This is a genomic window from Burkholderia sp. Se-20378 (assembly GCF_017104665.1).
Lineage (GTDB): Bacteria > Pseudomonadota > Gammaproteobacteria > Burkholderiales > Burkholderiaceae > Burkholderia > Burkholderia lata.
The window spans coordinates 1-12,095 of the sequence record NZ_JAAGPG010000256.1; the positions used below are offsets into that span (position 1 = coordinate 1).

Sequence of the window (12,095 nt, forward strand, 5' to 3'; positions counted from 1 at the left end):
GCGATGATGCGCGCGGTCGACGCGACGCCTGCCGCGCTGCCCGTCGAAGGTACGCTGCCGTCGCTCGACGGCGCGGTGCAATGGCTGAACTCGCCGCCGCTGACGGCGGCCGGCCTGCGCGGCAAGGTCGTGCTGGTCGACTTCTGGACCTACTCGTGCATCAACTGCCTGCGCACGCTGCCGTACACGACCGCATGGGCACGCAAGTACGCACCGTACGGGCTCGTCGTGATCGGTGTGCACGCACCGGAGTTCGCGTTCGAGCGCGACATCGGCAACGTGAAGAAGGCCGTGCACGACCTCGGCATCGACTACCCGGTCGCGATCGACAACGGTTATTCGATCTGGCGCGCGTTCGGCAACGAATACTGGCCCGCGCACTACTTCATCGACGCGCAGGGGCGCATCCGCCATCACCACTTCGGCGAAGGCGAATACGCGCAGTCGGGGCGCGCGATCCAGTCGCGGCTCGCCGAGGCCGGCCATCCGGAAGCCCGGAACGTACCGATCGGGCTCGCCGGCGCACCCGCGAAGGGGGCACTCGCAGCGGCCGACACCGCGGACGTCCGTTCGCCCGAAACCTATGTCGGCTACGCACGTGCGGAGAGCTTCACGTCGCCGGGCGGCGGCGTGCGCGATGCGGCGCACCGCTACGACGCGCCGGCGCACCCCGATCTCAACGACTGGGGCCTCGCCGGCACGTGGCAGGTCGGCGCCGAACGCGCGTCGCTCGACGCGCCGGCCGGCCGCATCGTCTACCGCTTCCACGCCCGCGACCTGCACCTCGTGCTCGGCCCGGGTGCGAACGGCCAGCCCGTGCGCTTTCGCGTGACGATCGACGGCGCGGCGCCCGGCAACGCGCACGGCACCGATGTCGATGCGCAAGGCTACGGCACCGTGACCGGGCAGCGCCTGTACCAGCTGGTCCGGCAGCCCGGCGCGATCGCCGATCGCACGTTCGCGATCGAGTTTCTCGATCCCGGCGTGAATGCGTATGCGTTCACGTTCGGCTGATCCCGGCAGGACGCGGCGCACCGGCGCCGCTTCCAGGCCTCCCGCTTTCCATTCCGCGTCCCGAAGGAGTACACCATGAACACCACCTCCCCCCGCGGTCCCGCGCCGCACCGGCGCACGGCGATGCTGCGCCGCATCGGCGCCATCGCCGTGGCAGCCGCCGCCGTGTTCGGCTACCAGCGCATCGTCAATTCCGCCGAGCCGATGCGCACCGTGCCCGCGCCGACGCTCGACGAAACGCCCGGCACCTCGCACGACGAGACGGCCGTGCTCGCCGGCGGCTGCTTCTGGGGCGTGCAGGGCGTGTTCGAGCACGTGAAGGGCGTGAAGCAGGTCACGGCCGGCTATGCGGGCGGCGCGTCCGAAACCGCGCACTACGCGCTCGTCGGCTCGGGGCTGACCGGGCACGCGGAATCGGTTCGCATCGTCTACGACCCGACCCAGATCACGTACGGCCGGCTGCTGCAGGTGTTCTTCTCGGTCGCGCACGATCCGACCGAACTCAACCGGCAGGGGCCCGACGAAGGGTCGCAATACCGGTCGGCGATCTTCCCGACCACCACGCAGCAACGCGCGGTCGCGACCGCGTACATCGCGCAGCTCGGCACCGCGCACGTGTTTCCGGCGCCCGTCGTCACGCGCGTCGAGGACTACAAGGGGTTCTACCCGGCCGAGGCCTATCACCAGAACTACCTCGAACTGCACCCCGACGCGCCGTACATCGCGTACAACGACATGCCGAAGATCACCGGGCTGAAGCAGCACTTCCCGGCGCTGTACCGCACCGACGCCGTGCTGTGGCGCGATGCGCGCTCGTGACCGGCAAGCGGCCGCGTGACGGGATGATGCCCGCCGCGCGGCCGGGGCCCATGCGGCCACGCACGGCCAGCGCACGCGGCCATCGGCCCGGTTTGCGCTGCATCAACGAAACCGCGGCGGCCGTGCCGGGGCAAACCCGCATCGCGTCCGCCGCGACAGGCAACTTCGCGTAGACTTCTCCAGATCCCCGCCGCATCACGCGGCGCCCGGAATCCCAGTCCAGCCCGGAGACGTCACGCATGCGTGCAGTGCCCATTCCTGACAGCGGCACCCTTGGAGAACCCTCTTCCGGCGCGGCCGTGCGCGACCTGCGCCGCGTGCCGATTCATCCCGATCACTGGTACCCGCTCGCGTGGTCACGCGAGCTGAAACGCGGCAAGACGCTCGGCGTGCACTTCGCCGGCGATCCGATCGTGCTCGTGCGCACCGAATCCGGCGCCGTGTACGCGCTCGAGGATCGTTGCGCGCACCGCCAGGTGCCACTGCACGCCGGCGTCGTGAGCGGCGAGACGCTGCGCTGCTGCTATCACGGCTGGACCTACGCGTGCGACAGCGGCCGCTGCGTCGATGTGCCGTACCTCGGCCGCGAGCGCTTGCCCAACGGCGTGCGCGCGTATCCGTGCCGCGAATCGCACGGGCTGATCTTCGTATTCCCGGGCGATGCGACGCTCGCGGACACCCGGCCGTTCCCCGCACTCGAATCGGCGGACGACCGCGCATACAAAACGCGCCGCTTCGGCCGCGAGGTCAAGTGCCACTACTCGTTCATGCACGAGAACCTGATGGACATGAACCATCAGTTCCTGCATCGCAAGCAGATGGGGCAGATGCGCGCGCGCTCGGTGGGCCGGCGCCGCGGCGACGACTGGGTCGAGGTCGACTACACGTTCGCACGGATGGAAGGCAAGCAGCCGGTGGGCGAAGCCCTCGTGTTCGGCGCGAGCAAGAAGCCGGCCGACCAGTCCGACAAGAGCGTGATGACGGTGCGCACCGGCTATCCGTACCAGACGCTGCAGATCCGCTCGAGCGAAGGCACGCTCGTGATGGACCTGTGGATCGTCTACGTGCCGCTCGACGCCGAGCAGCGCACCAACCGCACGTTCGGACTGCTGTCGATCCACAAGCCCGGCATCCCGTTCGCGCTCGATCTCGCGTGGCCGCTGCTCGTCTGGTTCACCGAGCGCATCTTCCGCGAGGATCGCTGGATCGTCGAGCGCGAGCAGGAAGCGCACGATCGGCAGGGCGCCGACTGGAACCACGAGGTGTTTCCGGTCATCAACGAACTGCGCGACCTGCTGCGTCAATGCGGCGCGCGCACGGTGATTCCGATCCGCGAAGCGCGCGAGGGCGCGTGATGCGCGTGGCGTGTGGCTTGAATAGCGCGCGCCGTTACAGCCGGAACGCGCCCGGCAGCAACGCATGGGCCGTCGTCACCTCGACGGCCCCTTTCAGGTTGGCCAGAATCACTTCGATGTCGGGCGTGCCGATCTCGATGATCACCTGCCGGCACGCGCCGCATGGCGCGATGGGGCCGTCCGTGTCGCCGACGACCGCGAGCCGCGTGAAATCCCCCGGTCGATAACCGGCAGCGATAGCCGAGAATATCGCCGTGCGTTCCGCACAATTGCAGAGTCCGTAGGACGCGTTCTCGACATTGCAGCCGTGAAAAATCGTCCCGTCGCGCGCCTGCAGCGCCGCGCCGACCTTGAAGCGCGAATACGGCGCATACGCGCGTTCGCGCGCCGCCTTCGCCGCTTCGATCAGTTCGTGTCGTTCCATTTCGTCGTGCCTCCGATTGTGTGCCGGGATATTTCGGCGCGGCCGCATCCCGGCCGTCACGATTCGCCGTGAAGTGAAGCAATCGCCGGTGTCAGCGCCGGCGACCGGTCAGCCGATCTGCTGATAAATGGTCGGCGGCGCTTCGCCCGTCTCGCCCAGCACGTAGCTGCGCTGGATCGCGTCCACCGCGTGCGCCGCGGCGGCGGCGTCGCGGGCATGCACGTAACCGAGCGGCTGGCCGGCTTCGACACGCTGCCCGATCTCCACGAGCGCCGTCAGGCCGACACTGTAGTCGATCGCATCCGCTGCACGCGTGCGGCCACCGCCGAGCGCGACGACCGCCAGCCCGAGCGCGCGGCAATCGACCCGCTGCACCACGCCACTCGCGCGCGCCGGAACCGGTACGACCACCTCCGCCCGCGCAAGATAACGGGCAGGCGCATCGATCAGGTCCGCGGGACCGCCGAGCGCCGTGACCATCCTCGCGAAACGTTCCGCCGCCGCACCCGTATCGAGCGCATGCTGCAACTTCGCGCGCGCGTCTGCAACGTCGCGTGCCAACCCGCCGGTAACGAGCAACTCGGCCGACAGCGCCATCGTGACGTCATGCAGGCGGGCCGGACGCGACTTGCCCGTCAGGTAGTCGATCGCGCACGCCACTTCGAGCGCATTGCCTGCGCACGGCGCAAGCGACTGGTTCATGTCGGTGAGGATCGCGGTCGTCTTCATGCCGGCGCCATTGCCGACGTCGACGATGCTGCGGGCCAGTTCCGCCGATTGCTCGGCGGTCGGCATGAATGCGCCCGAGCCGACCTTGACGTCCATCACGAGCCCGTCGAGCCCGGCCGCGAGCTTCTTCGACAGGATCGACGCGGTGATCATCGCGACCGATTCGACGGTCGCCGTCACGTCGCGAATCGCATAGATGCGCATGTCGGCCGGCGCCAGCCGCGCGGTCTGCCCGATGATCGCGACGCCGACGTCGCGTACCGTGCGGCGAAACGCGTCCGTATCGGGTGTGACGTTGTAACCGGGAATCGCGCTGAGCTTGTCGAGCGTGCCGCCGGTATGACCGAGCCCGCGCCCCGAGATCATCGGCACGTAGCCGCCGCACGCGGCCACCATCGGCCCGAGCATCAGCGACACCACATCGCCGACGCCGCCGGTCGAATGCTTGTCGATCACCGGCCCGTCGAGATCGAGCGCATGCCAGTCGAGCACGTCGCCCGAGTCGCGCTGCGCGAGCGTCAGCGCGACGCGCTCGTCCGTGCTCAGGTCGTTGAAATACACGGCCATCGCGAACGCGGCCACCTGGCCCTCGGTCACGCTGCCGTCGGTCACGCCGCGCACGAACGCGGCGATCCCGTCACGATCGAGCGGCTGCCGGTTGCGCTTCTGGCGAATGAATTCCTGCGGTAAAAACATCGTTGCCTCTCCTCGGTCGGTCGATGGCCGCTGCGGGCTCAATGCAGGGAAAAGAACAGGCCGGCGATCGCGGCGCTCATCAGGTTCGACAGCGTCGCGGCCGTCAATGCGCGCAGGCCGTGCCGCGCGACTTCCGAGCGGCGCTCGGGCGCGACCGCACTGAAACCGCCGGCGAGAATCGCGATCGACGAGAAGTTCGCGAAGCCGCACAGTGCGAACGACACGATCGCGAGCGTCTTCGGGTCGAGCACCTGCAGGCCGGCGGCCGCGACGTGCTCACCGCCCTTCAGGTACGGCGACAGGTCGCCATATGCGACGAACTCGTTGAAGATCAGTTTCTCGCCGATGAAGTTGCCGGCCAGCGCCGCGTCGTGCCACGGCACGCCGATGATCCATGCGAGCGGCGCGAACAGGTGGCCGATGATACCCACCAGCGTGATCTGCGGAAAGCCCGCGAATGCGGCCACGCCGCCGACGATCAGGTTCATCAGCGCGATGAGCCCCACGAACGCGATCAGCATCGCGCCGACGTTGATCGCGATCCGCATCCCGACCGACGCGCCGGATGCCGCCGCCTCGATCACGTTGGCGGCCCGCTTGTCGTCGAAGTCGAGCCCGTCGACCACGACGCGGCTCGGCTCGACCGTCGGATACAGCAGCTTGCCGAACAGCAACCCGCCCGGCACCGCCATGAACGACGCGGCGAGCAGGTATTCCATCCTCACGCCGAGGCCGGCGTAGCCGACCAGCACCGAGCCCGCGACCGATGCCATGCCGCTCGCCATCACCGTGAAGATCTCGGCGCTCGTCATGTTCCGCACGAACGGCTTCACGAGCGCAGGCATTTCGCTCTGCCCGAGAAAGATCGTCGCCACCGCCGAGCACGCCTCGATGCGGCTCACGCCGAGCACTTTCGCCAGCGCCGCGCCGAGGATCGCGACGATCCACTTCATCACGCCGATGTAGTACAGCACCGCGATCAGCGCGGTCACGAAGATGATCATCGGCAGCACGCGCAGGCCGAACACGAACCCGCCGTCGCCGAACAACTGGAACATCCGGCTGTCGACCAGCCCGCCGAACACGAATGCGATGCCGTGATTGCCCATGTCGAGCACACGATTGACGCCGTTCGCGGCCCCCGCCAGCGCCGTGCGGCCCGCCGGCACGAACAGCACCAGCGCACCGATCGCCAGTTGCGTGCACAACGCGGCGATCATGGTCCGGCCGCTCACCGCGCGCCGGTTGTTCGACAGCAGATAGGCAACCAGCAGCAGGAACAGCATACCCAGGAGACTGCGCAGAATATCCACCTCGTACTCCTTGCTCTCAATGTTGTTGGACTGTTCGGCGGTCGGCCCGGCACGCCTGCGCAACGCCGTCGGTGGATATTACTCGCCGCCATGCATGGCGACAACGCAAACAAAATGGTCGCGTTTGCGCGACATCGTGTGCCGCATCAACTTGCTCAGTTCTTCTATGTACCGGGGGATTGGAAAGACGAGATCACACGCAATTCGTCCCAAATATTGAGAGAATTGTCGGGATGCGGAGAGAGGGATTCGGGCCGGAGGGGTGCCCGCACGAACGGGAAAACAGGTTCAAGCGCGGAGCGTGTCGTTCGAACCGACACGCCCCGCGCGCTGCGCAACGTTCAACCCGTGCGCTCGACCGGATGCGGTTCGCGCAGCCGGTTCGCGATCCGCGCGGCCTCGTAGTAACTGGCCGCCGGCGGGCGCTTCAGGTAGCGGCCCGCGCCGCGCACGGCGCGCAAGTCACCATCGGCCCACGCCAGCGCGCCGCGCGTGAGCGTGTGCGTCGCGACGCCCTGCACCGTCATCCCCTCGAACACGTTGAAGTCGACCTGCTGGTGATGCGTCTTCACCGAGATCGTCTTCGTCGCGGCCGGGTCCCACACGACGAGATCGGCATCGGCGCCCACCTGCACGGCACCCTTGCGCGGATACAGGTTGAAGATCTGCGCGGCGTTCGTCGACGTGATCCGCACGAACTCGTTCGGCGTAATGCGGCCATGATTCACGCCGTGGTGCCACAGCACCGACATGCGATCCTCGACACCGCCGCAGCCGTTCGGGATCTTCGTGAAATCCTCGCGGCCCATCGCCTTCTGCGATGCGCAGAACACGCAATGATCAGTCGCCGTCGTATGCAGTTGCCCCGCCTGCAGCCCGCGCCATAATGCCTCGCGATGCTCGGCCGAGCGGAACGGCGGGCTCATCACGTGCGCGGCCGCACGCGTCCAGTCCGGATCGCGATAGACGGCCTCGTCGATCACCAGATGGCCCGGCAACACCTCGCCGAACACGCGCAGCCCTTCGCTGCGCGCACGCGCGATCGCATCGACCGCATCCTTCGCGGACACATGCACGATATACACGGGCACACCGAGCACCTGCGCAATGCGGATCGCGCGGTTCGCAGCCTCGCCCTCGACCTCCGGCGGCCGCGACAGCGGATGCGCCTCCGGCCCCGTCATCCCGCGCGCGAGCAACGCCTTCTGCAGCTGGAACACGAGCTCGCCGTTTTCCGCATGCACGGTCGGCAGCGCGCCGAGTTCGAGCGCGCGCGAGAAGCTGTTCACGAGCACCTCGTCGTCGGCCATGATCGCGTTCTTGTACGCCATGAAGTGCTTGAAGCTCGACACGCCATGTTCGTGCACGAGCGTGCCCATGTCGCGGTACACGCTCTCGTCCCACCACGTCACGGCCACGTGGAACCCATAATCGGCCGCCGCCTTCTCGGCCCAGCCGCGCCACGCGTGGAACGCGTCCATCAGCGGCTGCTTCGGGCTCGGAATCACGAAGTCGATGATGCTCGTCGTGCCGCCCGAAAGCCCGGCCGCCGTACCCGAGTAGAAATCGTCGCTCGCGGTCGTGCCCATGAACGGCAGTTCCATGTGCGTATGCGGATCGATGCCGCCCGGCATCACGTACTGGTCGTGCGCATCGACGACGGTCGCACCGGCCGGCGCGTCGATCTTTTCGGCGATCTGCAGGATCGTGCCGCCGTCCTCCGGGGCTGCGCAGAGCACGTCCGCGCGATAGGAGCGGTCCGCATCGACCACGGTGCCGCCGCGAATCAGGATTGCCATTGGGTTGCCTCCTCGTTGACTGTCAGGTGCCGCATCACACGCGTCACATGCATCGCGCGCGTCATGCGCTCGCGATCTGCGCGTGCTGTCCGGCGCGCCACTTCATCCAGGTGCCGTACACGCACGACGCCAGCACGAGGCCGACGAACCACGCGTACGTGTACAGCGTGTTGAAGAACGCCGGCACGTTCGGAAACGACGCCGGAAACGCCGTGTGCAGGAAGCCCGGCAGGTTCGGCAGCACGCCGACCGCGAGCGCGGCCAGCGCGGCCGGATTCCAGCCGCGCGCATAGCTGAAGCCGCCGCGCTCGTCGAACAGCGCGCGCGTGTCGAGCCGCGTGCCGCGAATCAGGAAGTAGTCGACCATCAGGATCCCCGCCACGGGCCCGAGCAGCGCCGAATAGCCGACGAGCCAGGTGAAGATGTAGCCGTCCGTCGTCGCGAGGATCTTCCACGGCATCATCACGATCGCGATCGTCGCGGTGATCATCCCGCCGGTGCGGTACGAGATCGCCTTCGGCCACAGGCTCGAGAAATCGTAGGCCGGGCCGACGAGATTCGCGGCGAGGTTGCAGCACATCGTGTCGAGCGTGAGGATCACCAGCGCTATGCCCACGCCGATGCCCGTCATCCGGCTCGTCAGGTCGATCGGATCCCAGATCGCGTTGCCGTAGATCACGACGGTCGCCGACGTCACGACGACCGACACCACCGACAGCAGCGCCATCGGCAACGGCAGCCCGATCGACTGCCCGATCACCTGGTCGCGCTGCGAATGCGCGAAGCGCGTGAAGTCGGGGATGTTCAGCGCGAGCGTCGCCCAGAAGCCGACCATCGCGGTCAGGCCCGGCCAGAAGGTCGCCCAGAACAGCCCGGCCTTCTTGCCACCCGCCGCGAACTGCGACGGCGCCGACAGCATCGTGCCGAAGCCGCCCGCCTTCGACGTCGCCCACCACACGAGCGCCACGCACATCACGACCTTGATCGGCGCGGACCAGCTTTCGAGCCAGCGGATCGAATCGGTGCCGTGCCAGATGAAGTAGATCTGCAGCGCCCAGAACACGAGGAAGCACGCGAGCTGCCCGAACCCGATGCCGATGACCGGCAGCGCGGCGCCGTGCAACGCGTTGCCGGTCAGGATGTTCAGCAGCGTATAGATCGCACTGCCGCCGAGCCAGGTCTGGATCCCGTACCAGCCGCACGCGACGATCGCGCGCAACAACGCCGGCAGCTTCGCACCCTGCGTGCCGAACGACGCGCGCACGAGCACCGCATACGGAATCCCGTGCTTCGCGCCCGCATGGCCGATCAGCAGCATCGGCACGAGCACGATCAGGTTGCCGAGCAACACGGTCGTCACCGCCTGCCACGGCGACATGCCCTCCTGGATCAACCCGGCCGCGAGCATGTACGACGCGATGTTCATCACCATCCCGACCCACAGCGCCGCGAAGTGGTACCACTTCCACGTGCGCTGCGCCGGCGTCGTCGGCGCGAGGTCGTCGTTGTACAGGCTGCCGCCCTGCGCCGCGGCGCTATCGGGATCGGCGGGATTCGCTGCGTGATTCATCGAACGCACTCCACTGAAACGTCAGCGCCGGCATCATGCGATGCCGGCCCGGGTGGAACGAAAGGCGGCGATGCAGGATGGCCCGCATCGCCGGATGCCGTCAAGCAGCCTTCTTCGCGTGCTTCTCGGGTGCCGCCGCGCCTGCACTCGCCCCCGCGTCCGCGCTCGCCGGATTGTTCGGATGCGTGGTCCAGTTCGCGTAGTCGCCCGAATCGACCCGCTCCATCGTGATGCATTGCTCGACCGGACACACATGCATGCAAAGATTGCACCCGACGCATTCCGAGTCCACCACTTCGAAGTGGCGCACGCCATCCTTCGTCGCCGTGATCGCCTGGTGCGACGTGTCCTCGCACGCAATATGGCACAGCCCGCACTGGATGCAACGGTCCTGGTCGATGCGCGCCTTGATGTCGTACTTCAGGTTCAGGTATTTCCAGTCGGTCACGTTCGGCACCGCGCGGCCGCGGATGTCGTCGAGCGTCGCGTAGCCCTTCTCGTCCATCCAGTTCGACAGCCCGTCGGCCAGGTCCGACACGATCCGGAAGCCGTAGTGCATCGCGGCGGTGCACACCTGCACGCTGCCGGCGCCGAGCACCATGAACTCGGCCGCGTCGCGCCACGACGAGATGCCGCCGATGCCGGAAATCGGCAGGTTCGGCGTTTCCGGATCGCGTGCGATCTCCGCGACCATGTTCAACGCGATCGGCTTGACCGCCGGGCCGCAATAGCCGCCGTGCGTACCCTTGCCGTCGACCATCGGCATCGGCGCCATGTGGTCGAGATCGACCGCGACGATCGAGTTGATCGTGTTGATCAGCGACACGCCGTCCGCGCCGCCCTTGTATGCGGCGCGCGACCCCATCCGGATGTCGCTGATGTTCGGCGTGAGCTTCACGAGGCACGGCAGCTTCGTGCCCTCCTTCACCCAGCGCGTGACCATCTCCACATATTCGGGTACCTGTCCGACCGCCGCGCCCATCCCGCGCTCGCTCATCCCGTGCGGACAGCCGAAGTTCAGCTCGACCGCGTCGGCGCCCGTATCCTCGACGAGCGGCAGGATCCATTTCCAGTCGCGTTCGTTGCACGGCACCATCAGCGACACGATCAGCGCGCGGTCGGGCCAGTCGCGCTTCACCTGCGCGATCTCTCTCAGGTTCACGTCGAGCGGACGGTCGGTGATCAGCTCGATGTTGTTCAGCCCCGCGATGCGCTGACCGTTCCACTGCACGGCGCCGTAGCGCGAACTGACGTTGACGACGTGCGGATCGAGCCCGAGCGTCTTCCAGACGACGCCGCCCCAGCCCGCCTCGAACGCGCGGTTCACGTTGTAGGCCTTGTCGGTCGGCGGCGCGGACGCCAGCCAGAAGGGATTCGGCGAGGTGATGCCCGCGATGGTGCAGCGAAGGTCGGCCATGGTCGGCTCCGTGAGAGTGGGGTCGTGTTCGTTGTGCTCGTGGTGTGCGCGCGTTATGCGGTCACGCAGCCTTCGCGTCGCGTTGTGCGAGCGTCGCGTCGATCGACGCGGCCGCGCGCTTGCCGTCCTGCACGGCCTGCACCGTGAGGTCGACGCCACCGGTCGCCGCGCAGTCGCCGCCGGCCCACACGTCGGGCCATGCGGTGCGCCCGTCCGCATCCACCGCGATGCGCGCACCGTCCGCCGTCAGCAGCGCGGCGTCGATGGCGTCCGGCACCAGCGTCTGGCCGATCGCCTTCAGCACCATGTCCGCATCGACGGTGAAGCGCTCGCCCGCTGCCGCCTCGAACTCGACACCCGTCACCTGCCCGTTCTCGCCCGCGATGCGCACCGGCTTCGCATGCGTGACGAGCGTGACGCCGCTCTTCTGCGCGAACTCGCGCTCGGCCCACGTTGCACTCATCGCATCCACGCCGCGCCGGTACACCATCGTCACGCGCTCGGCGCCGAGCTTGCGGCTCTGCACCGCCGCATCGATGGCCGTATTGCCGCCGCCGATCACGACCACGCGCCGCCCGACCGCCACGTTCTCCAGCGCATCGGCTTGTCGCACCTGCACGATGAAATCGACTGCGTTCATCACGCCGCCCAGTTGCTCGCCGTCGATCGAAAGCGCACGCACGCCGCCGAGCCCCATCGCGAGAAACACCGCATCGTGCTGCTCGCGCAGCGCGTCGAGCGTGATGTCGCGGCCAAGCGCGACGCCGGTTTTCAACGTGATGCCGCCCACCGACAGCAACCACTCGACCTCACGCTGCGCGAAATCGTCGACGGTCTTGTATGCGGCGATCCCGTATTCGTTGAGGCCGCCGCCCTTCGGGCGCGCGTCGAACAGCGTGACGCGGTGCCCGGCAATCGCGAGCCGGTGCGCACACGCGAGCCCGGCCGGCCCCGCGCCG

The 12,095-nt window shown here is 67.9% G+C and carries 10 protein-coding genes; 3 read left to right on the forward strand and 7 right to left on the reverse strand.

The genetic code is table 11. From position 1 onward, the window contains the following. From G3N93_RS23750 to G3N93_RS23760, 3 genes are all read left to right on the forward strand, one after another. On the forward strand, positions 1 to 1,014 hold a 1,014-nt coding region (locus G3N93_RS23750), incomplete at its 5' end, for a thioredoxin family protein (RefSeq protein WP_206134089.1). A gap of 75 nt (positions 1,015 to 1,089) precedes the next feature. Continuing rightward, on the forward strand, positions 1,090 to 1,833 hold the full coding sequence (gene msrA / locus G3N93_RS23755; protein ID WP_174943722.1) for a peptide-methionine (S)-S-oxide reductase MsrA: 744 nt from the start codon (positions 1,090 to 1,092) through the stop codon (positions 1,831 to 1,833). 239 nt (positions 1,834 to 2,072) lie between these two features. Further along, complete coding sequence (locus G3N93_RS23760; protein WP_174945306.1) at positions 2,073 to 3,188, forward strand: aromatic ring-hydroxylating dioxygenase subunit alpha; 1,116 nt, start codon at positions 2,073 to 2,075, stop codon at positions 3,186 to 3,188. Positions 3,189 to 3,222: 34 nt separating this feature from the next. Here G3N93_RS23760 and G3N93_RS23765 read toward each other — a convergent pair whose 3' ends face one another. The 7 genes from G3N93_RS23765 to G3N93_RS23795 all read right to left on the reverse strand — a co-directional run. Continuing rightward, positions 3,223 to 3,612, reverse strand: a complete 390-nt coding sequence (locus G3N93_RS23765) for a cytidine deaminase (RefSeq protein WP_011349355.1) — start codon at positions 3,610 to 3,612, stop codon at positions 3,223 to 3,225. A gap of 108 nt (positions 3,613 to 3,720) precedes the next feature. Then, positions 3,721 to 5,037 carry a thymidine phosphorylase gene (deoA, locus tag G3N93_RS23770; protein WP_174945308.1) on the reverse strand — a complete coding sequence of 439 codons (1,317 nt, stop codon included), beginning with the start codon at positions 5,035 to 5,037 and terminating at the stop codon, positions 3,721 to 3,723. Between the two features lie 38 nt (positions 5,038 to 5,075). Beyond that, positions 5,076 to 6,350, reverse strand: coding sequence for a NupC/NupG family nucleoside CNT transporter (locus G3N93_RS23775; RefSeq protein ID WP_174943729.1), 1,275 nt, complete (start codon positions 6,348 to 6,350; stop codon positions 5,076 to 5,078). A 341-nt stretch (positions 6,351 to 6,691) separates the two neighbouring features. Continuing rightward, entirely contained in the window at positions 6,692 to 8,149 is a 1,458-nt protein-coding gene (hydA, locus tag G3N93_RS23780; protein WP_206134090.1) for a dihydropyrimidinase, read from the reverse strand. A gap of 61 nt (positions 8,150 to 8,210) precedes the next feature. Further along, entirely contained in the window at positions 8,211 to 9,719 is a 1,509-nt protein-coding gene (locus tag G3N93_RS23785; RefSeq protein WP_174989625.1) for an NCS1 family nucleobase:cation symporter-1, read from the reverse strand. A gap of 100 nt (positions 9,720 to 9,819) precedes the next feature. Next, on the reverse strand, positions 9,820 to 11,136 hold the full coding sequence (gene preA / locus G3N93_RS23790) for an NAD-dependent dihydropyrimidine dehydrogenase subunit PreA (RefSeq protein WP_089476574.1): 1,317 nt from the start codon (positions 11,134 to 11,136) through the stop codon (positions 9,820 to 9,822). A gap of 61 nt (positions 11,137 to 11,197) precedes the next feature. Then, a partial coding sequence (locus G3N93_RS23795; RefSeq protein ID WP_206134091.1) for an FAD-dependent oxidoreductase occupies positions 11,198 to 12,095 on the reverse strand: 898 nt, incomplete at its 5' end.

Coding starts and splice junctions, on each gene's coding strand:
- msrA (WP_174943722.1), top strand. CDS start 1,090: ATGAACACCACCTCCCCCCGCGGTCCCGCGCCGCACCGGCGCACGGCG.
- G3N93_RS23760 (WP_174945306.1), top strand. CDS start 2,073: ATGCGTGCAGTGCCCATTCCTGACAGCGGCACCCTTGGAGAACCCTCT.
- G3N93_RS23765 (WP_011349355.1), bottom strand. CDS start 3,612: ATGGAACGACACGAACTGATCGAAGCGGCGAAGGCGGCGCGCGAACGC.
- deoA (WP_174945308.1), bottom strand. CDS start 5,037: ATGTTTTTACCGCAGGAATTCATTCGCCAGAAGCGCAACCGGCAGCCG.
- hydA (WP_206134090.1), bottom strand. CDS start 8,149: ATGGCAATCCTGATTCGCGGCGGCACCGTGGTCGATGCGGACCGCTCC.
- G3N93_RS23785 (WP_174989625.1), bottom strand. CDS start 9,719: ATGAATCACGCAGCGAATCCCGCCGATCCCGATAGCGCCGCGGCGCAG.
- preA (WP_089476574.1), bottom strand. CDS start 11,136: ATGGCCGACCTTCGCTGCACCATCGCGGGCATCACCTCGCCGAATCCC.